General features: G+C 72.1%; 21 protein-coding genes and 1 pseudogene. 15 read left to right on the top strand and 7 right to left on the bottom strand.

What is annotated here, in order from left to right; genetic code table 11:
* Nucleotides 1-52 precede the first annotated feature (52 nt).
* The 7 genes and pseudogenes from ASF45_RS18020 to ASF45_RS17990 all read right to left on the bottom strand — a co-directional run bounded on the left by ASF45_RS18020 (nucleotide 53) and on the right by ASF45_RS17990 (nucleotide 7,285).
* Complete coding sequence (locus ASF45_RS18020) at nucleotides 53-1,207, bottom strand: cytochrome c (RefSeq protein WP_056665593.1); 1,155 nt, start codon at nucleotides 1,205-1,207, stop codon at nucleotides 53-55.
* Nucleotides 1,208-1,210: 3 nt separating this feature from the next.
* Nucleotides 1,211-2,002: an ABC transporter ATP-binding protein gene (locus ASF45_RS18015; RefSeq protein WP_056665591.1), complete on the bottom strand. Its 792-nt coding sequence runs from the start codon at nucleotides 2,000-2,002 to the stop codon at nucleotides 1,211-1,213.
* Nucleotides 1,996-3,039, bottom strand: a complete 1,044-nt coding sequence (locus tag ASF45_RS18010) for an ABC transporter permease (protein ID WP_082551100.1) — start codon at nucleotides 3,037-3,039, stop codon at nucleotides 1,996-1,998. The genes ASF45_RS18015 and ASF45_RS18010 overlap by 7 nt, the downstream gene beginning before the upstream one ends.
* A 2-nt stretch (nucleotides 3,040-3,041) precedes the next feature.
* Nucleotides 3,042-4,060: pseudogene (locus ASF45_RS18005) on the bottom strand (ABC transporter substrate-binding protein).
* A gap of 107 nt (nucleotides 4,061-4,167) precedes the next feature.
* Nucleotides 4,168-5,175: an ABC transporter substrate-binding protein gene (locus ASF45_RS18000; protein WP_056665584.1), complete on the bottom strand. Its 1,008-nt coding sequence runs from the start codon at nucleotides 5,173-5,175 to the stop codon at nucleotides 4,168-4,170.
* 29 nt (nucleotides 5,176-5,204) lie between these two features.
* A complete protein-coding gene (locus ASF45_RS17995) occupies nucleotides 5,205-6,182 on the bottom strand; it encodes a tripartite tricarboxylate transporter substrate binding protein (protein ID WP_056665581.1) in 978 nt (325 codons plus the stop codon).
* A complete protein-coding gene (locus ASF45_RS17990; RefSeq protein WP_056665577.1) occupies nucleotides 6,182-7,285 on the bottom strand; it encodes an LLM class flavin-dependent oxidoreductase in 1,104 nt (367 codons plus the stop codon). Before ASF45_RS17990 ends, ASF45_RS17995 begins: the two co-directional genes overlap by 1 nt.
* 145 nt (nucleotides 7,286-7,430) lie before the next feature.
* Between ASF45_RS17990 and ASF45_RS17985 the strand changes: the two genes are divergently transcribed.
* The 15 genes from ASF45_RS17985 (at nucleotide 7,431) to ASF45_RS17920 (ending at nucleotide 21,741) form a co-directional block, all read left to right on the top strand.
* Nucleotides 7,431-8,639, top strand: a complete 1,209-nt coding sequence (locus ASF45_RS17985; RefSeq protein ID WP_056665574.1) for an acyl-CoA dehydrogenase family protein — start codon at nucleotides 7,431-7,433, stop codon at nucleotides 8,637-8,639.
* A gap of 235 nt (nucleotides 8,640-8,874) precedes the next feature.
* Nucleotides 8,875-9,828, top strand: coding sequence for a CysB family HTH-type transcriptional regulator (locus tag ASF45_RS17980; protein WP_056665570.1), 954 nt, complete (start codon nucleotides 8,875-8,877; stop codon nucleotides 9,826-9,828).
* Between the two features lie 103 nt (nucleotides 9,829-9,931).
* Nucleotides 9,932-10,345 (top strand): hypothetical protein, encoded by a 414-nt coding sequence (locus ASF45_RS17975; protein WP_056665568.1) that lies wholly within the window; start codon nucleotides 9,932-9,934, stop codon nucleotides 10,343-10,345.
* 137 nt (nucleotides 10,346-10,482) lie between these two features.
* Nucleotides 10,483-11,457 (top strand): sigma 54-interacting transcriptional regulator, encoded by a 975-nt coding sequence (locus tag ASF45_RS17970; protein ID WP_082551098.1) that lies wholly within the window; start codon nucleotides 10,483-10,485, stop codon nucleotides 11,455-11,457.
* Nucleotides 11,458-11,666: 209 nt separating this feature from the next.
* Nucleotides 11,667-11,882, top strand: coding sequence for a hypothetical protein (locus ASF45_RS17965; protein WP_063887716.1), 216 nt, complete (start codon nucleotides 11,667-11,669; stop codon nucleotides 11,880-11,882).
* 19 nt (nucleotides 11,883-11,901) lie between these two features.
* On the top strand, nucleotides 11,902-12,501 hold the full coding sequence (locus tag ASF45_RS17960) for a DUF4255 domain-containing protein (RefSeq protein WP_056665561.1): 600 nt from the start codon (nucleotides 11,902-11,904) through the stop codon (nucleotides 12,499-12,501).
* On the top strand, nucleotides 12,498-13,301 hold the full coding sequence (locus tag ASF45_RS17955; RefSeq protein ID WP_235580955.1) for a hypothetical protein: 804 nt from the start codon (nucleotides 12,498-12,500) through the stop codon (nucleotides 13,299-13,301). Before ASF45_RS17960 ends, ASF45_RS17955 begins: the two co-directional genes overlap by 4 nt.
* Before the next feature lie 41 nt (nucleotides 13,302-13,342).
* The gene (locus ASF45_RS17950) at nucleotides 13,343-15,115 is read left to right on the top strand and encodes a phage tail sheath subtilisin-like domain-containing protein (RefSeq protein ID WP_056665557.1); all 1,773 of its coding nucleotides are present in this window, start codon (nucleotides 13,343-13,345) and stop codon (nucleotides 15,113-15,115) included.
* A 10-nt stretch (nucleotides 15,116-15,125) separates the two neighbouring features.
* On the top strand, nucleotides 15,126-15,569 hold the full coding sequence (locus ASF45_RS17945; protein WP_056665554.1) for a phage tail protein: 444 nt from the start codon (nucleotides 15,126-15,128) through the stop codon (nucleotides 15,567-15,569).
* 965 nt (nucleotides 15,570-16,534) lie between these two features.
* On the top strand, nucleotides 16,535-18,112 hold the full coding sequence (locus ASF45_RS17940) for a phage tail protein (protein WP_056665549.1): 1,578 nt from the start codon (nucleotides 16,535-16,537) through the stop codon (nucleotides 18,110-18,112).
* On the top strand, nucleotides 18,109-18,588 hold the full coding sequence (locus ASF45_RS17935) for a phage tail protein (RefSeq protein ID WP_056665546.1): 480 nt from the start codon (nucleotides 18,109-18,111) through the stop codon (nucleotides 18,586-18,588). The genes ASF45_RS17940 and ASF45_RS17935 overlap by 4 nt, the downstream gene beginning before the upstream one ends.
* Entirely contained in the window at nucleotides 18,588-19,565 is a 978-nt protein-coding gene (locus ASF45_RS17930; RefSeq protein WP_056665543.1) for a hypothetical protein, read from the top strand. The genes ASF45_RS17935 and ASF45_RS17930 overlap by 1 nt, the downstream gene beginning before the upstream one ends.
* A 12-nt stretch (nucleotides 19,566-19,577) precedes the next feature.
* Nucleotides 19,578-19,742 carry a hypothetical protein gene (locus ASF45_RS35445; protein ID WP_156473079.1) on the top strand — a complete coding sequence of 55 codons (165 nt, stop codon included), beginning with the start codon at nucleotides 19,578-19,580 and terminating at the stop codon, nucleotides 19,740-19,742.
* A gap of 227 nt (nucleotides 19,743-19,969) precedes the next feature.
* On the top strand, nucleotides 19,970-21,052 hold the full coding sequence (locus tag ASF45_RS17925) for a phage late control D family protein (RefSeq protein ID WP_056665540.1): 1,083 nt from the start codon (nucleotides 19,970-19,972) through the stop codon (nucleotides 21,050-21,052).
* Nucleotides 21,052-21,741, top strand: a complete 690-nt coding sequence (locus ASF45_RS17920; RefSeq protein ID WP_056665537.1) for a phage baseplate assembly protein V — start codon at nucleotides 21,052-21,054, stop codon at nucleotides 21,739-21,741. Before ASF45_RS17925 ends, ASF45_RS17920 begins: the two co-directional genes overlap by 1 nt.
* The last annotated feature ends 264 nt before the right edge of the window (nucleotides 21,742-22,005 follow it).

Below are 22,005 nucleotides of genomic sequence, written 5' to 3'. Positions count from 1 at the left end.
CGATCAGGCGGAGCAAGGCGTGCATGGGGTGGCGATTGTGCATGAGGGGGCTTCAATGCACGAAGCCGCCTTTGACGTAGCGCACGGGCTCTGCATCCATGGCCGCGACCAGGGCCGACAGCCCATCGGTCGCCACGCCGCCCGTCGGCGCGCGCGGCTGGCCTTCCGTGCGGCACAGCAGATCGTCCTCGGACCAGCCGGCCTGGCCCGGCACCGCGCGCGCACGGGCCCAGCCGTCGCGGTCGGCCAGCAGTTGCGTGCCGGCCAGTGCATCGCTGCCCGCGATCAGCGCGAACGCCTGCCAGGCCGCAGCGTCGCTGGCCACGCAATCGACCGGCGCAGGCCCAACCGATGCGGCAGGCCGGAGCAACACGGTCACGAAGCGCGGGTCTTCGCGCACCGAGGCCGCGCCTTGGCCCTCGGCCACCACGCGCACACGCTGCCCGCGCCAGCTGCGCAGCGGCCGTGCGCCCTGGCCCGCGCAGCGCACCGCCACATCGGGCAGGCCCACGGGCTGCGGCCAGAAGCCCGCCACGCGCAAGGCCTGCCCGGCCCCCTGTGCTTTCATGAAATCGACCAGCGCCCAGGCCTCGGCATCGGAGAGGCGGTCGCCGAAGCCGGCCATCGTGGCCTCACCCTTGCGCCCGCGCACGCCGTGCAGCACACGCCACCAGAGATCCCCGTCGGCACGCCGCCACAGCAGCGGCCCGGCAAAGTTGGGCGGCCAGACCGGCTGCGCCGCCGCCAGCGGCCCCTGGCCGCGCCCGTCCGCACCGTGGCAGGCCAGGCAGTGCTGCGCATAGAGCGCCTGGCCCTGCGCAATGGCGCGGGCCGAGAAGCCGGTCGGCGAACGGTGGAAGCTGGCCGGCGTGGCCGGCACCAGCAGCACGCGGGCCTCGGGCCAGGGCGCGGCCAGCAGCAACAGCGGCACGCTGACCAGCAGAGCCCAGCGGCCGCGCCGCCAGAACAGGGCCAGCAGCACCAGCAGCGCGGCCAGAGCCAGCGCCGCCAGCGTCCAGCCCAGGCGGCGTGCCTGGCCCAGGTCGATCAGCAGGTTCTCGCCGGACAGGCGCCAGGCGAACGGCCAGGCCGGCTGACCGTCCACCGGCTGCACCAGGCCCAGCGCGTCGAGCAGCCGCAGCAGCGCGAACTGGGTGAACTGCAGCGCGGCGATGAGCTGGTTCAGCCACTCCGTTTCAGGGGGCATCGGCTACCAGGTGGCGTCCAGGCCCAGGTGGCGCAGCGCCTCGTGGCGCAGTTCGGCCAGGCGCTGGTGACCGCGCTGGCGCGGGTACGGCAGGTCGACCTTGAGTTCGGCCGTGATGCGCGCAGGCCGGTCGCTCAGCACGATCACGCGCTGGGCCAGGAACAGCGCCTCCTCCACATCGTGCGTGACCAGCAGCGCCGAGAAGCCGGCCCGCTGCCACAGCGCCACGAGTTCGCTCTGCATCGCGATGCGCGTGAGCGAGTCGAGCTTGCCCAGCGGCTCGTCGAGCACCAGCAGCTGCGGGTCGTTGACGAGCGCGCGCGCCAGCGCCACGCGCTGCGCCATGCCGCCCGAGAGCTGGTGCGGAAAGCTCGCCGCGAAGTCCGACAGGCCCACGAGCTTGAGCGCCGCATCGACGCGCGCGCGCTGGTCCTTGAGCAGGCCGCGCGCCTGCGGGCCCAGCGCCACGTTGTCCCAGACCGTGCGCCAGGGGAACAGCGTGGGGTCCTGGAACACCACGATGCGCGAGGGATCGGGCCGCGTGATCGGCGCGCCGTCCTGGGTCAGCTGGCCGGTGGTGGCCGGCTCCAGCCCGGCGACCAGCCGCAGCAGCGTGGACTTGCCGCAGCCGCTGGGACCCAGCAGCGCGACGAACTCGCCCGGCGCCACCGTGAGGTCCACGCCATCGAGCACCTGCAGCGCGCTGCCCTTTTGTTCGAACCAGTGGCTGACCTGCTGCACCGCGATCTGCGCACCCTTCCTGACGGCCGGCGTCGCCTGCACCGTGGTCACCATTTGACCGTCCCCTTCTGCCAGGACAGCACGCGGTCGCGCACCGTGAACAAGAGCGTGATGAGGCCCGAGCACAGCGCCGCCATGACCAGCAGCGCGGCGTACATGTTGGCGTAGGCGGCCCAGCCCTGGGCCCACTGCAGGTACCAGCCCAGGCCGGCCTTCACGCCCATCATCTCGGCCGTGACCAGCACCGAGAACGAAGCGCCCAGGCCCATGAACAGGCCCACGAAGACCTGCGGCAGGGCAGCCGGGATCGCCACGCGCAGCACCAGGAACCATTCGGAGGCGCCCAGCGTGCGCGCCACGTCGTAGTAGCTCTTGGGCACGGCGGCCACACCCGACCAGGTCAGCACCGCGACGGGGAAGAAGGTGGCCAGCGCCACCAGGAACACCGCGGCCGAATAGCTCGACGGCGCGAAGAAGAAGGCCAGCGGCAGCAGCGCCGACGCCGGCACCGGCCCCAGGAAGCGCAGCAGTGGATGCACCCAGTAGCCCGCAACGCGCGACCAGCCGATCCACACGCCCGTGAGGAAGCCCACGAGCGCGCCGAACACCAGGCCGTTGGCCAGCAGCCGCAGCGAGTGCGCGGTCGACAGGCCGAGCCGGCTCCAGTCCTCCGCCACCACGTCGATCAGGCTCTGCGGCGGCGCGAAGAACGGCGGCGGCAGCAGGCCCAGCTTGGCCGTCAGCAGCTCCCACAGCGCCAGCAGCAGCGGCGCGGCGACCAGCCACTGGCCCGCAGGGCGCAGCCTGCGGCCGATCTGCCCGGCGCGCGCGCCGAGCAGCGCCACCGCCAGCAGCAGCACGGCCACCGCCAGCGCGGCGATGCCGAACTCCTCGGTGAAGGCCCAGTCGGAAAAGCCGATGGGCTTGTTCGGCCAGGCCAGCGTCAGCACGCCCAGGCCGCCCCAGGCCAGCGTGGCAACGAGGCCGGTGCGCCAGATGCCGGTGGGCGGTTGCGCCGCAGCGGGACGTGCAGACACGGCCTCGCGCTGCGGCGGCGCCTCGAAGGAAGGGGTGGGTGCGAGCGCGCTCATGCTCAGCCCAGCACGTCCAGCGACACGTGGTTGGCGAAGCGCACCACGTCCGTGCTCTTCTTCAGGATGCCGGCGTTGTGGAAGTCGCGCGCGAAGGCCTCGACCTCGGTGCGCAGCGGCGCGCCGGCCGGATGGTGTTTGTAGGTCAGCTCGGCCAGCAGCTTCTGCAGGTCTTCCACGGGCACCTTGGGCGTGTACTTGTGGTAGATCTTCGCGGCCTCGTTGGGGTTCTCGGCCACGTAGTTGGAGGCCTGGGCCAGCGCGCGCACCACGGCGGCGGCGTGGGGCTTGTCCTTCTGCGCGAACTGGGCGCGCGCGCCGACCACGCAGCAGATGCGCTCGGCGTACTCGCCCTTGGCGCTGTTGCCGATCTCGGTGAACAGGCCCGGGTTGCGCTTCTCGATCAGGTACAGGTTGGGGTCGCCGTCGGCAATGGCCTGGATCTCGCCCTTCTTGACCGCGCCGTCCAGCAGGTCGGCCGGGTAGACGCGCCATTCCACATCCTTGTCGATGTCCACGCCGCGCTTGGCCAGGTGGATCGCATAGAACTGCTTGGCCGGGCTGTTGAGATCGGACACGCCGATGACCTTGCCCTTGAAGCTCTTCACGTCGCTGGTGATGCCGCCGCCCTGGGCCGCCACCAGGCGCAGGCAGCCGCCGTGCACGCTGCTGACGAGCTTGACGTCCAGTCCCGCCTCCAGCGGCTTGACCCAGCGGTGGATCAGGCCCACGGCCACGTCGGCCTTGCCCGTGGCCACGGCCTCGAGCAGCTGGTCGGCCGCGCCGGCCCAGTTCAGCAGTTCCACATCCAGCCCGTTCTGCTGGAAGAAGCCGCGCTCCAGTGCACCGGCACCGGCGTCAGGCAAAAGCCCGCCTGGCTCCAGGCGAAGGTCAGCTTGCGTGGCTGCGAACGTGCGCGCAAGGCCAGCAGCGTGGCCGAGGCGGCCACGGCGGCGATGCCGGCGGTGCGCACGAGCTTGCGGCGCGACCAGCTGGTGTGCGTGGTGGGCAGACTGGACATGGGGGAACTCCCTCTTCGTGGTGTGTGAAGAACGGGCTCGACGGTAGTGCGTGCTGCGCGCTTCTCCAACGCAGGAAAAAGCGCTTTCGTATGCGGAAAACTTGGGGTCAGCCCAACACATCCACCGACACATGGTCCGCGAAGCGCGCCACGTTGGTGCCCGGCTTGAGCACGCCCACCGACTGGAAGTCGCGCGCGTAGAACTCCACCTCGTCGCGCAGGCTGCGCCCGCTCGGGTGGTGGCGGTGCGTGAGCGTGCCCAGCAGCGCCTGCAGGTCGTCCACGCCGACCTTGGGCGCGTAGCGCGCGAACAGCCTGGCGGACTCGTTGGGGTTGTCGGCCACGTAGTCGGAGGCCTGCACGATGGCGCGCACCAGCGCAGCGACCACGGGCTTGTCCTTGCGCACGAGCTCGCCGCGCGCGCCCAGGATGCAGCAGACCTTGTCGCGGTACTCGCCCGACAGGTTGGTGGCGATCTGTACGTAGCGCTCCTTGTTGCGCTTCTCGATCAGGTAGATGTTGGGGTCGCCGTCGGCGATCGCCTGGATCTCGCCCTTGTTCACGGCGATGTCCAGCAGGTCGGCCGGGTACTGGCGCCAGGTGACGTCCCTGTCGGCGTCGATGCCGTTCTTCTTGAGCAGGATGGAGAAGAAGTTCTTGCCCGGGCTCGCGATGTCCGACACCCCGATGGTCTTGCCCTGGAGGTCGGCGAGCTTGGTCACGCCGGCCTCCTTCACGCCCACCAGGCGCACGCAGCCGCCGTGCGAGCTGCCCACGATCTTCACGTCGAAGCCCGACTCCAGCGGCTTGAGCCAGCGGTGGATCATGCCCACGGCCGCATCGGCCTTGCCCGTGGCCAGCGACTCGAGCAGCTGGTCGGTCGAGCCCGTGTAGTTGGTCAGCTCCACCGAGAGGCCGTTGCGCTCGAAGTAGCCGCGCTCCTGCGCGACGACCACGGGCGACAGGCAGAAGGCCGTGGCGTTCCAGGCGAAGTTGAGCTTGCGCGGCTGCGACCAGGCGCGCGCGGCCAGCAGGCCGCCGGCGGCGACGATGGCCGCGCTGCCGGTGGCGCGCAGCGCGCGGCGGCGCGTGATGGAAGATGCAGGAGTGGTCATGGGGTGGGTCCAGAAACAGAGGCTGGGATTCACTCGATGCGCACGTCGCTGTCCTTGATCACACGGCCCCAGCGCGCGTGGTCGGTGCGGATCAGCTCGGCGAAGGCGGCGGGGGTGTTGTGCTCCACCATGATGCCCTTGGCCTCGAGTTCCTGCACGGTCCGGGGGGCGCGCGCGATCGTGGCGATCTCGCGCTGTAGCCGCTCGACCACGGGCGCGGGCGCGCCGGCCGGCAACACGATGCCGAACCAGCCGGCCGTCGCGAACGCGGGCAGCCCGGCCTCGGGCGCGCTCGGCACACCGGGCAGCAGCGGCGAGCGCTGGGCGGCCGTCAGCACCAGGCCGCGCAGCTTGCCGGCCTGGATCTGCGGCGCGAGGACGGCCAGCGTGTCGACGGCCACCGGCACCTCGCCGCCCAGCACCGCCGCGATGGCCGGCGCGCTGCCCTTGTAGGGCACATGCAGCAGGTCGGCCCCGGTCAGGTTCTTGAACAGCTCGCCGCTCAGGTGGCACAGCGTGCCGGTGCCGCAGGAGCTGTAACCGAGCTTGTTGGGTTGCGCCTTCGCGGCCGCCACGAGCTCGGCCACCGACTGGGCCGGGAATTTCGCATTGACGGCCACCACGTTGGGCACCGAGGCCAGCAGCGAGACCGGCGCGAAGTCCTGCAGCGGGTCGAAGCGCAGCTTGTCCTGCAGGTGCGGCAGGATGGTCAACTGGCCGCTGGTGGCCAGCGACAAGGTGTAGCCGTCCGGCGCCGCGCGCGCGGCGGCCTCGGCCGCGATCGCCGTGCCGGCGCCAGGCTTGTTGTCCACCACCACGGGCTGGCCCAAGGCTTGGCCGAGCTGCTCGGCGTAGTAACGGCCGATGGTGTCGGCCGCGCCGCCCGGCGGGAACGGCACGATGAGCTTGAGCGGCCTGGCCGGCCAGGCCTGGGCCTGGGCCGAGGATGCGGCGAGCACGCAGGCGGCGCCGAGCAGGCCCAGGGCCATGCGTCGGAGGCCGCGCATCATGCCGCCTCCCGCCGGTTGGCCATGCGCTGCGCGACCAGCGCACGCGTGTGCGGAATCAGCGCACGTCCATAGTCGCGCGCATCCTCCAGCGGGTCGAAGCCGCGGATCAGGAAGGTGCTCACGCCCAGGTCGAAGTAGTCCAGCAGCGCATCGGCCACCTGCTCGGGCGTGCCGACCAGCGCCGTGCTGTTGGAGCGCGCGCCGGTCTCCTGCGCGATGGCGGTCCACAGTCGTTTGTCCACGCGCACGCCCTGCCCTGCCGCGGCCAGCAGGCGGCGCGCGCCCTCGCTCTGCTGCGGCCCGCCGCGGCCGAAGCCCTGCACCACGCGCAGCCGGCGCGTTTCGGCCAGGATGGCTTCGGCACGGGCCCAGGCCTTGTCCTCCGTCTCGGCCAGGATGGGCCGGAACGAGACCGAGAAGCGCACGCTGCGGCCGTGCTTGGCGGCCTCGGCACGCACGCGCGTGGTCAGCTCGCGCGCCTGTGCCAGCGATTCGCCCCACAGCGCGTAGACATCGGCGTACTTGCCGGCCACCGGAATCGCCGCTTCCGATGCGCCGCCGAAGTACACGGGCACGTGCGGCCGGCTGTTGCGCGTCTGCACGGGCTTGACCTCGGAGAAGGCGTTGCGCGCGCGGTAGTGCGCACCTTCATGGTCGAAGGGCTTGTCTGCCGTCCACACCTTGTGCAGCACCTCGAGGTATTCATCGGTGCGGGCGTAACGCTGGTCGTGGTCCAGCCAGTCGCCGTCGCGCCGCTGCTCGTCGTCCGAGCCGCCCGAGATGTAGTGCACGGCCAGCCGGCCGCCGCTGTACTGGTCGAGCGAGGCGAACTGGCGCGCCGCCAGCGTGGGCGCCATGAAGCCGGGCCGGTGCGCGAGCATGAAGCCGATGCGCTCGGTCACCGAGGCCGCATGGGCCACGGTCAGCGTGGCGTCCGGACCGGCGGAATGGTGCGGCACCAGGATGCGGTCGAAGCCGGCGGCCTCGTGTGCCTGGGCGAACGCACGCACGTAGTCGCGGTCGATGGCGGGCCCCTGGGCGGCGTGGATCTCCGAGACCTTCTGGCTCTGGATCATGCCGATGAATTCGACGTGGCTCATGCTGACTCCGGTTGATCCACAGGACATTAGCCAGCGATGCGCACAACCAGAACGAAGAAAAACAAGCATGCATATGCGGGACGCAAGTTTGGGCAGGGGAACCGGGCCGATAGCCTTCGCGCTCTCGCACAACCGCCCGCCTTCCATGAACGCCCCCCTGCTCTACCGCCTGCCCAGCGCGCCGGCCGCCCCCGGCCTGCATCCCACCGTGCTGGCCCGCCTCGCGGCGCAGCTGGCCAGCGACGCGGCCGCACTGGACGAAAGCGGCGCCTTCCCGCATGCCAACTTCGCGGCGCTGCACGAGGCCGGCCTCGTCGCGCTGGTGGTGCCCCGGCCCTGGGGCGGCGACGGCGCGGGCCTGGCCGAGGCGCGGCGCGTGATCGCCGCGCTGGCCCATGCCGAGCCGGCCACGGCGCTGATCCTCACCATGACCTACCTGCAGCACCTGGCGCTCGCGCACGAGGGCAGCCGCTGGCCGCTGGTGCTGCGCGAGCGCGTGGCGCGCGATGCCGTGCGCGACGGCGCGCTCGTCAACGCGTTGCGCGTGGAGCCGGTGCTGGGCTCGCCCAGCCGCGGCGGCCTGCCGGACACCGTGGCGCGGCGCGCGGGCGACGGCTGGCGGCTGTCGGGCCACAAGCTGTACTGCACCGGCATCGAGGGCCTGCGCTGGCTGGCCGTCTGGGGCCGCACCGACGAGGCCCAGCCGCGCAGCGGCGTGTTCCTGGTGCCGCGCGATGCGCCCGGCATCCGCATCGTGCGCAGCTGGGACCACCTGGGCCTGCGCGCCTCGGGCAGCCACGAGGCGGTGTTCGACGACGTGCCCTTGCCGCTGGAGAACGCCGTGGACCTGCGCGCGCCGGCCGACTGGGCGCCGGGCGCGGGCAGCCCCGCCGAACGGCAGGCCCAGGCCCTGCACCAGGCCTGGATGGCCGTGCTGCTGGGCGCGCTCTACGACGCCGTGGCGCGTGCTGCGCGCGACTGGCTGCTGGGCTTTCTGCGCGCACGCGCCCCCGGCAGTCTGGGCGCGCCGCTGGCCAGCCTGCCGCGCACGCACGAGGCCATGGGCGAGATCGAGGCCCTGCTGCGCAGCAACCGCGTGCAGCTCGACGATGCCGTCGCCGCCGTGGACTGCGGCGAGCCGCCGTCGGTCACCGACAGCGGCCTGCTCAAGCACGCCGTGACGGCCCAGTCCATCGAGGCCGTGGAGCGCACGCTCAAGCTCTGCGGCAACCATGGCCTCACGCGCCACAACCCACTGCAGCGCCATTTGCGCGACGTGCTGTGTGGCCGTGTGCACGCCCCGCAGAGCGACGCCGTGCTGGCCGCGGCCGGGCGCCGCGCGCTGGGTCTCTGACGGTTGCGCAGCCGCACATCGTCCGCATAAGCAAGCGCGCGAAGCTTCGTTGGCCCCATGCCGCGGCGCGCCTACAGTGGCTGCGTCGCTCCTTTCAGCGACTGCTCCCTTGGAAGGGGATTCGGGCCCCATGCCAGCCGGCATGGGGCTCTTTTTTTCCAGCGATGTTTTGGCGATATAGAACCTACGAATCAATCGTTTGAGATTTGTGTGTCGCCCCGAACAATGCGGCACGATGAACTTCCAGCAACTGCGATCCGTGCGCGAAACCGTTCGCTGCGGCTTCAACCTCACCGAAGTGGCCCACACCCTGCACACCTCGCAGCCCGGCGTGAGCCGGCAGATCCGCGAGCTGGAGGAGGAGCTGGGCATCGACCTGTTCGTGCGTGCCGGCAAGCGGCTCACAGGGCTGACCGAGCCCGGCGCCCATGTGCTGCCCATCATCGAAGGCATCCTGCAGGGCAGCCACAACCTGCGCACCGCGGGCCAGGAGTTCGTGGCGCAGCAAAGCGGCTCGCTGTCGATCGCGGCCACGCACACCCAGGCCCGCTATGCGCTGCCCACCGCGGTGCAGGAGTTCCGGCTGCAGTTCCCCAACGTCAGGCTGCATCTGCACCAGGGCTCGCCGCGCCAGGTGGCCGAGATGCTGCTGTCGGGCGAGGCCGACATCGGCATCGCGACCGAGGCGCTGGCCCAGTATGCCGACCTCGTGGCCCTGCCCTGCTACCGCTGGACCCACTCCATCATCGTGCCGCCCAACCACCCGCTGCTGGACGGCCCACTGAGCCTGGAGAAGCTGGCGCGCTATCCGCTCATCACCTACGGCGCGGGCTTCACGGGCCGCGGCCACATCGACCAGGCCTTCGCCAAGCACCGCATCGAGCCGCGCATCGTGCTGAGCGCCATGGACGCCGACGTGATCAAGACCTATGTGGAGCTGGGCATGGGCGTGGGCATCGTCGCCTCGATCGCGTTCGAGGCCGAGCGCGACACGCAGCTGCGCGCCATCGACGCAGGCGCGCTGTTCGGCATCAACCTGACCAAGCTCGCGCTGCGCCGCGGCAGCTACCTGCGCGCCTATGTCTACGCGCTGATCGAGTCCTTCGCGCCGACGCTGCAGCGCAGCGTGGTCGACCAGGCCATGCTGGCCGACAAGGACCGCGTGACAGCCGAGGGCTACGAGATCTGACGCCACGTAGTCGCAGGCCCACGCCAGCGCGCGCGGCCAGCCGACTGCGCCGGTGGTGGCCCCTGTTTACGCTTGTGCCATCCCAACGACAACGGATTGCACCATGAAGACTTCCCGCCACCTGGGCCTGATCGCCGCCACCACCATCGCCCTCGCCGGCCTGCTGCCTGCGGCCCAGGCGCAGGACACCACGCGCGAACAGCGCATGGACCAGGCCCTGCAGAACTACCGCAACGGCAACACCAATGCGGCCCCGGCCGCGCGCGACGCGCAGCCGGCGTACCGCAGCGCCGACCCGCGCAACCCGCAGCCTGGCCCGGCCGCACGTGCGGAGCAGAACATCAAGGAAGGCGCCCACAACGCCGGTGCCGCTGTCAAGCGCGGCGCGCACCGCGCGGGCGACGCCATCAAGCATGGCGCGCAACGCACCGGCGAAGCCGTGGGCAACGGCATGGAACGCAGCGGCGACGCGATCCGCCGCGGCGGCGAGAAGCTCAAGGACAAGAGCGCCAGCTGACCCGACCGGTGGGTGACTGGAGTCATCCACCATCCGGCCGAAAAAGGCCCCGCTGCCGCGCCGGCAGCGGGGCCTGTGGCTTGCCCGGCAGGGGCCGGCGGCGCTAGGCTCAGGGATCGCCCACAACGGGGAAGTCCATGCAGCCAGCAAGCCTTGCCGCGCCACGCCTGATCGGTCGTTCGCCCGCCTTCCTGCAGGCTTTGCAGCTGATCGAGCGCATGGCCCGCTTCGACGCGCCGGTGCTGATCCGGGGCGAAACCGGCACCGGCAAGGAACTGGCGGCGCGCGCCATCCACTACCGTTCGGCGCGCCAGCACGGGCCCTTCGTGCCCGTCAACTGCGGCGCCCTGCCCGAGACGTTGATCGAGACCGAGCTGTTCGGCTGCGAGCGCGGCGCCTTCACCGACGCGCGCCAGGCCCGCACCGGTCTGGTGGCCGCGGCCGAAGGCGGCACGCTGTTCCTGGACGAGCTCGACGCGCTGCCGCCGCGGGCCCAGGTCGCGCTGCTGCGCTTCCTGCAGGACCAGCGCTACCGCCCGGTCGGCGGCGCGCGCGAGTGCAGCGGCAACGTGCGCATCCTGGCGGCGGCCAGCCCGCGCCTGGACGCGCTGCTGGACGGCCACCACTTCCGCGACGACCTGGTGTTCCGCCTCAACGTGCTGCTGCTGGAGCTGCCGCCGCTGCGCGAACGCCCGGGCGACGCCCAACTGCTGGCCGAGCACTTCCTGGCCGAGCACCTGCGCCACCATGCGCTGGCGCCGCGCCGGCTGACCGCCGCCAGCCTGGACTGGATGGCCTGCCACGCCTGGCCAGGCAACGTGCGCGAGCTCGACAACCGCGTGCAGCGCGCACTGATGTTGTCCGATGGCGACATGCTGGACCTCTCGCCGCAGCCGGCGCTCACGCGGGTGACCGTGGTCACACCGGCCAGCGTGGCCCCTGGCGCACTGCGCAGCTTCCACGATGCGCGCGAGGAGTCGCTGCTGCAGTTCGAGCGCGACTACCTGCAGGCCCTGATGCAGCAGACCCAGGGCAACGTGACCCACGCCGCCCGGCTGGCCGGCAAGGAACGGCGCGCGCTGGGCAAGCTGCTCAAGAAGCACGGCCTGTAGCCGCAGCCGGGGCGGCGGCCGACCCAGCGGGTCCGCCGCGCCGGGTCGCCGGTGACCCACCCGCCCCCCGCGCGCGGCAAGAACCCCAATCCCATCAAGCACTTGCGTGCGGCCTTCGGGCTGGCACGGCGTTCGCAATGGCATGCCCAGACCTACTGGGGGTGTGATTGCACGATCCGGCGGAACCAGCGTGGCGGCAGGCGGAACAGGTGATCCTGGATTACCTGGCGCGCCACCCGTTCGCGGCCGATTCCGAAGAGGGCATCGCGCAGTGGTGGCTGGGCAAGGCCGGGCTGCTGGTCACGGCGCAGGAGCTGCAGCAGGCGCTGTCCGCGCTGCTGCAGCAGGGCCGGATCGAGCGGGTGCCGCTGCCGGGCCACGGGGCGATCTACCGCGCACCACGCTCCCCGTCGGGCAGGCATTGAAAGGCATGACGCGACAACCATGGCCAACATCCAGGCGATCCACTCGGTGGGGCAGTCCCTCGTGACCTACCTGCGCAACACCTACCCGGCCGAGGTGGCCGGCCAGGCCATGCCCGAGTGCGACTTCGCGCTCCTGTCCTCGGGCGAACTGGCCGCGCCGCAGGACGATGCCACGCGGCTCACGCTGTACTGCTACCGCCTGACCGTCAACGAGCACCTGCGCCAGGCCCGGCCCGACCGCATGTCGCCCGAACAGCCGCCGCCGCTGGGCCTGGACCTGCACCTGTTGCTGACGGCCTGGGCCGGCAACCCGCAGGACGAGCTGCTGCCCATGGCCTGGGCCATGCGCCAGCTCTACCAGCACCCCATCCTGGACGCCTCGGCGCTGTCGCCCGAGGCCGGCTGGGCACCGGACGAGGTGGTGCAGATCATCCCGTCCGAACTCAGCACCGAGGACATGATGCGCATCTGGGACGCGCTGGAGCCGCCCTACCGGCTGTCGGTGTCCTACATCGCGCGCCGCGTGCGGCTGGACCCGGACCGGCTGCTGGACGCCGCGCCCGTGGTCGCCACGCGCTTCGTCCACGGCACGGCCGTGCCCGCGGGGGTGCAGCCGTGACGGCCCTGCTGCTGCGCGAACTGGAACGCGTGGAAACGCGCGTGCTGGGCGCCGTGCGCTGCGTCGACGCCGTTACGCGCGCGCAGATCGACACGCCGCTGCAGCTGCAGCTGGCCGGCGGCACGCTCCAGCGCAACCGCAGCGGCCTGTACGTGATCGTGCGCGCCGATGGACTGGCCGCGCACGAGAGCGCCTTCGCACTGCCGCCCGCGGCGCCCGCGATCGGCAGCGTCGAACTGCCGCTCAGCGTGCACGACCCGCTGGGCCGCTACCTGCCGCGCCGCACGGTGCTGGCGCTGCCGCGCGACCCCGTGGCCGGCCAGCCCGGCGACCTGTTCGCGCCGGTGGAGCTGGCGCTCTACCCCGCTCCTGCCGCCCCCACCGGCGCCAACTGGTCGCTGCTGCGCGCCAGCCTGCACGCGCAGGCCAGCGGCGACGCACTGGGCGGCGCGCTGCTGCTGGTGCGGGCCGATGGCCGCGTGCTGGCACGCGGGCTGTCGGACTGGCGCGGCGAGGCCCTGGTGCCGGTGCCCGGCGTGCCCGTCACGACCTGGTCGGACGACCCCGACGCCGTGGTCGTCAGCGAGCTGGCGGCCGAGCTGCAATGGGTGTTCGACCCGGCCGCGGGCCTGCGCACGCCGCTGGCTTCGGTCCAGGCCGGCCGCGCGCCGGCCACGCTGCCGGTGGTCGATCCCGAGCGGCTGGAAGCCCGCGCGGCCACGCTGCCGAGCGCCACGCAGGCCGTGGCGCTCGCGGCGGGCCGCACCCTGTCCCTGTCCCTTGTGCTCGCCGTGCCATGACAGCCGAGCGCGTTTTGTGCTTGCATGAAAGGAGTTAGGCCATGCCCGAATACCTGGCACCCGGCGTCTACGTGGAAGAAACCAGCTTCCGCGCCAAATCCATCGAGGGTGTGGGCACCAGCACCACGGCCTTCGTCGGCCCCACGCGGCGCGGGCCCGTGACGGGCGTGCCCGAGCTCGTCACCAGCCTGACGGACTTCGAGCACATCTACGGCGGGCTGGAGAACCTGGGCCTGGCCGACCTGGCGGACGCCACGCGCAACCTCAACTACGTCGCCCACGCCGTGCGCGCCTACTTCGACAACGGCGGCTCGCGGCTGTACGTGGTGCGCACCGTCAACGGCGCGCAGCCCGCCTCCGGCGCGCTGCTGACGGGTGCCGATGCGGCCGCCAGCGTGGTCATGCGCGCGCGCTTTCCGGGCGCGGCCGGCAATGGCCGCGTGCTGTTCCGCGTGGCCCAGCGCCCGGCCACGCTGCGCACCATGGCCACGGCGCCGGCCGGCAGCCTGCTTGCCATCACGGTGGCCGACACCGAAACGCTGTACCAGGGCAGCGGCGCCACCTGGGCCGAATCGGACGCCACCGCGCTCGACCTCGCCGGGCTGGGCCCGGCCGACGTGCCCGGTGGCGACGGCGCCACGGCCGCCCTGCTGACGCTGGCGCTGGACGTGGTCGACGCCGACGGCGGCGCCCAGACCTGGGAAGACCTGGGCCTGGCGCGCGCCCACCCACGCTGGCTCGGCACGGTGCTGGCGCAGACCCCCGGCAGCCGGGCCGAGGCGCTCACCAACCTGGTCATGGCCGACGTCGGCACCGGCGTGGACGCCTTCGAACTGCTCACCGCCGTGCGCGCGCTGCCCGCCGTGGCCGGCGACACCGAGGGCCGCCGCCTGCTCACGCTGGCTGGCGGCAGCGACGGCAACGCCCCCACACTGGGCGCCGAGACCACGGAAGGCAGCTACGCCGCCGCGCTGGCCCTGCTGTCGGGCCTGGAAGACGTGTCCATCGTCGCCGCGCCCGGCAGCAGCGCCTACGCCGAGGGCCCGGCCGTGCAGAACGCGCTGATCGCGCACGCCGAGCGCCGCCGCGCCTACCGCATCGCCGTGCTCGACTGCGCGCCGCGCCAGACGCCCGGCGACATGCGCACCGCGCGCGGCCGCGTCGACTCGCGCCATGCCGCGCTCTACTACCCCTGGGTGGTGGTGGCCAACCCGCTGGCCCGGCCCGGCCGCGACGACATCCCGCGCGAGATCGCGCTGCCGCCCTCGGGTTTCGTGACCGGCATCTACGCGCGCAACGACGTGCAGCGCGGCGTGCACAAGGCGCCAGCCAACGAGGTCGTGACCGGCGCGCTGCGTTTCGAGCTGGACATCAACTTCGCCCAGCAGGAGCTGCTCAACCCTCTGGGCGTGAACTGCCTGCGCTACCTTTCCGGGCGCGGCTACCGCGTCTGGGGCGCGCGGCTGGTCTCCAGCGACCCGGAGTGGAAGTACGTGTCCGACCGGCGCTACTTCAACTACCTGGAGTCCTCCATCGACCGCGGCACGCAGTGGGCCGTGTTCGAGCCCAACGGCGAGCGCCTGTGGGCCAACGTGCGCCAGACGATTGCCGACTTCCTCTACAACGAGTGGCGCAACGGCGCGCTCTTGGGCAGCACGGCCGAACAGGCCTTCTTCGTGCGCTGCGACCGCAGCGTCATGACCCAGAACGACCTGGACAACGGCCGCCTGGTCTGCCTGATCGGCGTGGCCATCATCAAGCCGGCCGAGTTCGTGATCTTCCGTATCGGCCAGATGACCGCTGATGCGGCGTGAGGAGAGCAGCATGGCAAACCGCACCACGCCCTACGGCGCCTTCAACTTCATCGTCAACTTCGACGGCGGCGAGGTTTTCGGCGGCTTCTCCGATGTCTCGGGCATCGGCACCGAGCTCACGGTGGCCGAGTACCGCTTCGGCAACGACAAGGAGAACCATGTGCGCAAGGTCGCCGGCGTGCACAAGGTCTCCGACGTCACGCTCAAGCGCGGCATCCTGAACTCCAAGACCCTGTTCGACTGGATCGGCAGTGCGCGTGTGCAGGGCCCGGCGGCCCAGCGCAGCGTCACCATCACGCTGCTGGACGAGGCGCAGAAGCCCGTGCAGTCCTGGGTGCTGCGTGGCGTGATCCCGATGAAGTACACCGGGCCCACGCTGGCAGGCAAGGGCGGTGGGGATGTCGCCATGGAAGAGATCGTGCTGTCCGCCGAGGCGCTCGAATACAACGCCTGAGCCCACCGTGCAAGCCACCCCTGCCCCAAGCCAAGGCCGAGCGCAGCGACGGCCCGGGCCCCAGGCCGAGCGCAGCGATGGCCCGTGTGGGACTTCCCCCTGTGCCACTGCCGAGGAGCGCAGCGCCATGGGCTGCGCAAGGGCACCTTGCGCTTCAATAACTGACTCATTGCGCTTGTCCGAGCTGAGTGAACGCAGTGAACGGTGCGAGTTGCGCAATGCAGCCCATGGCGCGAGCACCGCAGGTTGCCCGGAGCGCAGCGGAGGGACAGGGGCACCGGGGTCGCCTTCTCTTTGCTTACTTTCTCTTGGCGAAGCAAGAGAAAGTAAGTCGGGGTGTGGGGGTGAAGNCGAGCTGAGTGAACGCAGTGAACGGTGCGAGTTGCGCAATGCAGCCCATGGCGCGAGCACCGCAGGTTGCCCGGAGCGCAGCGGAGGGACAGGGGCACCGGGGTCGCCTTCTTTTGCCTACTTTTCTTGGCGCAGCAAGAAAAGTAGGTCGTCGTGCGGGGGCGAAATCCCCGCCTCCTCACCTCGATCAGACGTAGTGATCGCACGAGCACCAGAGGCCGGGATATGCCCCCGGCAGTGCAGTCACTTTCTTTCGTTTCGCCGAAAGAAAGTAACCAAAGAAAGGGCGACCCCGGTCCCCACGTCCCTGCGCTGGCGCTCCGGGCAACCTGCGGTGCTCGCGGCCTGGGCGCATTGCACAACTCGCACCGTTCACTGCGTTCACTCANGGCGCTCCGGGCAACCTGCGGTGCTCGCGGCCTGGGCGCATTGCACAACTCGCACCGTTCACTGCGTTCACTCAGCTCGAACAAGTGCAATGAGTCAGTTATTGAAGCGCGAGGTTCCCCGCGCCGCCCAGGCCACTGCGCTCCTCGGCGTGGGTACAGGGGCCCCGGGGAGCGGGGAGCGAATCGGGCCATCGCTGCGCTCGGCCACAACACCGGGAAACTGACATGGCCCTGGTCTTCGAACCCGTCGCCCCCAGCGCCCCGGCCGACCTCTACCGCTCGGACGTGGCCTGCTTCGTCGGCCATGTCGGCCGCCGCGCAGGCCGGCCGCTGCCCGATGCGCTGCGCGCCCAGCTGGACGCGGGCGGCTGGGTCCGTGGCCCCTGGGCGCGCCCGCCGGCGCAGATCGAAGACCTGCTGGACGTTCCGCTCGCGCTCGACAGCTGGCACCTGTTCGACCGCTTCTACGACTGGGACCGGCGCGCCGTGGATGTGGACGGCACGCGCCTCTGCGCCAGCTACCTCGGCGCGGCCGTGCGCAGCTTCTTCGCACGCGGCGGCAGGCGCGCCATCGTCGTGCGCGTGGGCGACCCCTGGCCCTGCCAGGAGAGCAGCGCCATGCGCGCCGCCCAGCGCGCCGCGCGCCTGGCCCGGCTGCTGCCCACGGCCACACCGTTCGCACCACACGAGCCGGCCAGCTGGCACGGCCTGCAGCACCTGTACGGCCTGCCACAGGCCAGCCTGCTGCTGCTGCCCGACCTGCCCGACCTGTGCGCCGGCCTGCCGCCACCGCCCGACACCGCGCGCGCGCTCGCACCGCTGCCCGAGGGCTTCGCGCCCTGCGACGTGGAGCAGCCGCAGGAGCCGGACACCGCACTGCAACGCGTGCCCGCGCCGCGGCTGGACGCGGCCGGCTACCAGCAATGGCGCGCGGCGCTGCAGGGCGTGCGCGGCTTCCTGGCCCGGCACCGGCGCAGCGCCACGCTGCTGGCCGCGCTGCCGCTGCCCGAGGCCGGCACGCGCAGCGTTGCCGGCGTGCACGCGCAGGCCGACTTTCTGAACTACCTGGAACAGGCCGGCGTGCTGGCCGACGGCGCGGCGGAAGACACCGCCCAGGGCCGCCCCGCCGAGGCGCTGTCGCAACTGGCCTGGCCCTGGCTGCGCACCCGCGCCGCGGCCAGCGACCTGCCGCAGGGCCTGGAGCCGGCCGACGGCATCCTGGCCGGCCTCGTCGCCCAGGGCGCGGTCACGCTGGGCACGCACCGCGCGGTGGCCGGCGACCGCTCGCTCGCGCTGCTGCGCGATGTGGGCGGCGCCGAGCCCGTGCCGGCCTGGGGTCTGGCGCCGGACAGCCCTTCGGCACTGCTGGCCCGGCGCGTGTGCCTGTTCGCCCAGCAGGCCGAAGGCTGGGCGCTGCAGTCCGACGTGAGCGCCTCGGCGCTGGACCCCTGGCGCTTCGGCGGCGCCAGCCGCCTGCTCGCCACGCTGCTGCAGGCCGCGCAGCGCGCCGGCGAGACGGCGGTCTTCGAACCCAATGGCCCGGCCCTGTGGGCGCGCCTGCGCGGCACGCTGGAGGAACTGCTGGCCGGCTTCTGGCAAGCCGGCGCCTTCGGTGGCGCGACGCGCGCGCAGGCCTTCTCGGTGCGCTGCGACCGCAGCACCATGACCCAGGCCGACCTGGACGCCGGCCGCCTCATCGCCGTGCTGCAGGTGCGCCCGGCCATGGCCATCGAGCAGATCACCGTGGTACTGCAGCTCGGCCACGCGGCCAGCGTCGACGCGCTGGCGCAGGAGGCGACATGACCCTGGATGCCGCCTTCGTCGGCCTGCACGTGTTCCGCTTCGCGGTCACGTTCAAGCGCGCGGGCAGCGGCGGCGGCGGCGCGGTCGAGGTCTGCAGCGGCGCCTTCGCCGAATGCACGGGCCTGGAGGCCACGATGGAGCCCAAGCTCATCCGCGCCGGCGGTGCCAACTACGGCGCCACCCAGCGGGCCGGCCAGGTCAGCTTCGCCACCGTGGTGCTCAAGCGCGGCATGACGCGCTCGCGCGACCTGTTCCGCTGGTTCCAGCTGGTGGGCGGCGGCGCCTACGCCTACCGGCTCTCGGCCGAGATCGTGGTGCAGGACAGCGCCGACAAGCCGGCCCTGACCTGGGGCCTGGACCGCTGCCTGCCGGTCAAGTTCAAGGCCGCCGACCTCAACGCCAAGGGCTCCGAGGTCGGCATCGAAGAGCTGCACCTGGCGCACGAAGGCCTGCGCCTGTTCGACGGAGCCGCGTGATGGCCTGGCTGCCCGACGCCCCCACCGTGGCCGCCGCCACCTTCAAGGTGCTGGACGGCCCGGGCGCGGGCGGCGCGCCGTTCGAGCTGCAGTTCAACCCGGCCTCGCTCGAATACACGATCAGCAACGAGTTCGACGACCGCAACGGCAACAACGGCGCGCGCCAGTTCGTCAAGAAGAGCAGCGGCAAGCTCAGCATGACGCTGGTGTTCGACACGACCGAGACCGGCGTCTCGGTGCGCGACGTCACGGCCCACATCAGCGGCCTGCTGGAGCCGGCGAAGGACGGCAGCAAGCAATTCGCGCCCAAGGTCGAGTTCGGCTGGGGCAGCTACCGCTTCCGCGGCGTGGTCGAGCAGTTCAAGGAGACGCTGGACTTCTTCTCGGCCGAAGGCGTGCCGCTGCGCTCGTCCATCGCGCTCACGCTGGCCAGCCAGGAAGTGGAGTTCCAGAGCAACAAGAGCCCGTCCCCCGCGGTGGACCGCAGCCTGCCGGCCGACCCGGTCAGCGCCGCGCCGGGGATGGGTGCCGCCAGCGTGGCCAGCGCACTGGGCGACCCGCGCGCGGCGCGCGCCATCGCCGGTGCCAATGCGTCGGCCAGCCTGCGCTTCGGCGCCGAGGCGGGCCTCGCCGTGGGCGGCAGCGTGACGCTGTCGGCCGCGGCCGACTTCTCGGCCGGGGCCGGCGTGTCACTGGGCGCGGGTTCGGGTGTGGGCCTGTCGGTCGGTGCCGGCGCCGGCCTCAGCGTGGGCGCCGCGCTCACGGCCACCGCCGGCCCGGCCTTCGCCGGCCTGTCCATCGCGCCGCCCGGCGTGTCGGTCGAGCTCGGTGCCGCACGCGCCAGCCTGCTGCCGGCGCCGCCCGTGGCCGGCGCGGCCTTCGGACCGGGCGGCCGCGCGGTGGTGCAGGCCGGCGGCAGCCTGAGCGCCGAGGTCGGTGTGCAGGCGGACCTGCATGGCCGCATCCAGTTCGGTTGAGGAGCACAGAGCATGGCCGTCACCTTCGAAGAAGTCAGCGCCGAGATCAGCCCCACGCCACCGGCCGCAGCGCCGGCGCCGGCGGCCGCCGCGCCCGATGGCGCCGCGCTGGCCGAACAGATCGAGCAGACCCTGCGCGTGCGCGCCGAGCGCGAAGCACGGTTGTGCGACCAATGAGAACGTATGAACGAACCGCTCACACCCACGCGAGGCCCCATGAGCACCTGCTTTCACCATGATCGCCGCGCCCAGGGCCTCGCCCTGCGGACCGGGGCACGCCAGGCCGCATGCGGGCGTTGCAGTCCTTGCCCGGGCATGAGCCCGGGCGTCGGCCTGCGCCTACGCCTGCAGCCCGCCGCACCCCGTCGTGGGCGCGATCGGTTCATTCACACGTTCTGACCGCGATGACCGAAGCCACCCTGAGCCGCAGCGCCATCTTCAGTGCGCGCCCGACGCTGCGCATCGCGGGTCAGGAGGACGCGCGGCTGGCCACCCAGCTGCTGGCGCTGCGCATGGAGGAGAACGAGGGCGGCCTCTCGCACCTGGAGCTGCGGCTGAACAACTGGGTCGCCACCGACGGCAGCCCCGAGCTCGCCTTCGACGCCGGCTCCACGCTGCGCCTGGGCGCAGAACTGGCCGTCTACAGCGGCGACGCCGCCGCCCCCACGGAAATCTTCCAGGGCCGCGTGAGCGCGCTGGAGATGGTCTGCGACTACGGCAAGCCGCCCGAACTCGTGGTGCTGGCCGAAGACGCGCTGGGCGCCGCCCGCCGCGCCCGCCGCACGCGCGTCTACACCGACCAGTCGCCGGCCGAGGTGGCGCGCGCCATCGCAGGCGAACTGGGCCTGGTCGTCGACGTGACTGCGCTGGACCAGCCACGCGGCACCTGGGCCCAGCTCGACGAGACCGACCTCGGTTTCCTGCGCCGGCTGCTGGCGCGCTTCGATGGCGACCTGCAGGTGGTCGGCCAGCGCCTGCAGGTGGCGCCGCGCGGCGAGGTGCAGCGCGGCAGCCTGGAGCTCACGCTGTACAGCCAGCTGGCGCGCGTGCGCATCACGGCCGACCTGGCCGAACAGGTCAGTGCCGTCAGCGTGTCGGGCTGGAACGCGCGCGACGGTGCCCCCGTCAGCGGCCAGGCCAGCGCACTGGCCCATGGCGGCCCCGGCAGCGGCCGCAGCGGCCCGGACTGGGCCAGCGATGCGCTGGGCGCACGCCCGCTGCACCTGGCCGGCCCGGCGGTGCACAGCGACGCGGAAGCCCGCGCCGTGGCCGAGGCCGCGTTCGACCAGCGCGCGCGCCGCTTCGTGCGCGCCGAGGGCGTGGCCGAGGGCAACGCGCGGCTGCGCGTGGGCTGCCATGTGCGGCTGGCCGGCATCGCGCCGCAGTTCGACAACAGCTACTACGTGGTGCAGGCGCGCCATCTGTTCGACCAGCGCCAGGGCTACCGCACCGAATTCCAGGCCGAGTGCGCCTATCTGGGGACCTGATGCAACGCGACCTGCCCTTCATGTCCGCGCCGCCCTGGGCCGCGCTGGCCCAGCTCGCGCGCGTGGTCTCGCTGGACGATCCCGAGCGGCTGAACCGCGTGCAGATCCGCCTCTTGGCCTTCGACGGTGCCACGGGCCAGGACGCGCCGCTCTGGGCCCGCGTCGTCGCCCCGTTCGCGGGCGACCAGCGCGGCCTGTTCATGCTGCCCGACGTGGACGACGAGGTGCTGGTGCTGATGGCCCAGGGCGATGCGCGCGCGCCGCTGATCGTGGGCGGGCTGTGGAACGGCAGCGCCGCGGCGCCGGCCGACATCGAGGCCGGCGGCGCCAACCGCACCAAGCGCCTGCGTTCGAAGAACGGCATCCAGATCACGCTGGTCGATGAGAGCGGCCAGGAGACGCTGACGCTGGAAACCCCGGGCGGCACGCGCGTGACGCTCAAGGACGGCCCCAGCCAGCTCACGCTGGAGGACGCCAACGGCAACAGCATCAAGCTGGAAACGGCGGGCATCACGGTCACGGCCGCGGCCAAGGTCTCGGTGCAGGCCGCCAACGTGGAGGTCACGGCCGGCATGGTCAAGGTCGACGCGGCCATCGCCGACTTCTCGGGCATGGTCAAGTGCGCGGTGCTGCAGACCAATGCGGTGATCAGCGCGAGCTATACGCCTGGGGCGGGGAATGTGTGGTGATGCGATGAGACCCCTCATGCTCCGTCCCGCCATGGCCGTCGGCCGAGCGCAGCAATGGCCCGGGTCCCAGGCCGAGCGCAGCGATGGCCCGGATCGGAATTTCCCCTGTGACACTGCCGAGGAGCGCAGTGCCATGGGCTGCGCGGGGAACCACGCGCTTCAACATCTGACTCATTGCGCTTGTCCGAGCGCAGTGAACGCAGTGAACGAAGCGAGTTGCGCAATGCAGCCCATGGCGCGAGCACCGCAGGTTGCCCGGAGCGC

Source organism: Pseudorhodoferax sp. Leaf265 (assembly GCF_001422365.1).
GTDB lineage: Bacteria > Pseudomonadota > Gammaproteobacteria > Burkholderiales > Burkholderiaceae_C > Pseudorhodoferax.
This window is presented reverse-complemented; position numbering and strand designations above follow the sequence as displayed.

Coding starts and splice junctions, on each gene's coding strand:
- ASF45_RS17950 (WP_056665557.1), top strand. CDS start 13,343: ATGCCCGAATACCTGGCACCCGGCGTCTACGTGGAAGAAACCAGCTTC.
- ASF45_RS17940 (WP_056665549.1), top strand. CDS start 16,535: ATGGCCCTGGTCTTCGAACCCGTCGCCCCCAGCGCCCCGGCCGACCTC.
- ASF45_RS17945 (WP_056665554.1), top strand. CDS start 15,126: ATGGCAAACCGCACCACGCCCTACGGCGCCTTCAACTTCATCGTCAAC.
- ASF45_RS18015 (WP_056665591.1), bottom strand. CDS start 2,002: ATGGTGACCACGGTGCAGGCGACGCCGGCCGTCAGGAAGGGTGCGCAG.
- ASF45_RS17935 (WP_056665546.1), top strand. CDS start 18,109: ATGACCCTGGATGCCGCCTTCGTCGGCCTGCACGTGTTCCGCTTCGCG.
- ASF45_RS17990 (WP_056665577.1), bottom strand. CDS start 7,285: ATGAGCCACGTCGAATTCATCGGCATGATCCAGAGCCAGAAGGTCTCG.
- ASF45_RS18000 (WP_056665584.1), bottom strand. CDS start 5,175: ATGACCACTCCTGCATCTTCCATCACGCGCCGCCGCGCGCTGCGCGCC.
- ASF45_RS18020 (WP_056665593.1), bottom strand. CDS start 1,207: ATGCCCCCTGAAACGGAGTGGCTGAACCAGCTCATCGCCGCGCTGCAG.
- ASF45_RS17920 (WP_056665537.1), top strand. CDS start 21,052: ATGCAACGCGACCTGCCCTTCATGTCCGCGCCGCCCTGGGCCGCGCTG.
- ASF45_RS17925 (WP_056665540.1), top strand. CDS start 19,970: ATGACCGAAGCCACCCTGAGCCGCAGCGCCATCTTCAGTGCGCGCCCG.
- ASF45_RS17995 (WP_056665581.1), bottom strand. CDS start 6,182: ATGCGCGGCCTCCGACGCATGGCCCTGGGCCTGCTCGGCGCCGCCTGC.
- ASF45_RS18010 (WP_082551100.1), bottom strand. CDS start 3,039: ATGAGCGCGCTCGCACCCACCCCTTCCTTCGAGGCGCCGCCGCAGCGC.
- ASF45_RS17980 (WP_056665570.1), top strand. CDS start 8,875: ATGAACTTCCAGCAACTGCGATCCGTGCGCGAAACCGTTCGCTGCGGC.
- ASF45_RS17930 (WP_056665543.1), top strand. CDS start 18,588: ATGGCCTGGCTGCCCGACGCCCCCACCGTGGCCGCCGCCACCTTCAAG.
- ASF45_RS35445 (WP_156473079.1), top strand. CDS start 19,578: ATGGCCGTCACCTTCGAAGAAGTCAGCGCCGAGATCAGCCCCACGCCA.
- ASF45_RS17985 (WP_056665574.1), top strand. CDS start 7,431: ATGAACGCCCCCCTGCTCTACCGCCTGCCCAGCGCGCCGGCCGCCCCC.
- ASF45_RS17970 (WP_082551098.1), top strand. CDS start 10,483: ATGCAGCCAGCAAGCCTTGCCGCGCCACGCCTGATCGGTCGTTCGCCC.
- ASF45_RS17975 (WP_056665568.1), top strand. CDS start 9,932: ATGAAGACTTCCCGCCACCTGGGCCTGATCGCCGCCACCACCATCGCC.
- ASF45_RS17960 (WP_056665561.1), top strand. CDS start 11,902: ATGGCCAACATCCAGGCGATCCACTCGGTGGGGCAGTCCCTCGTGACC.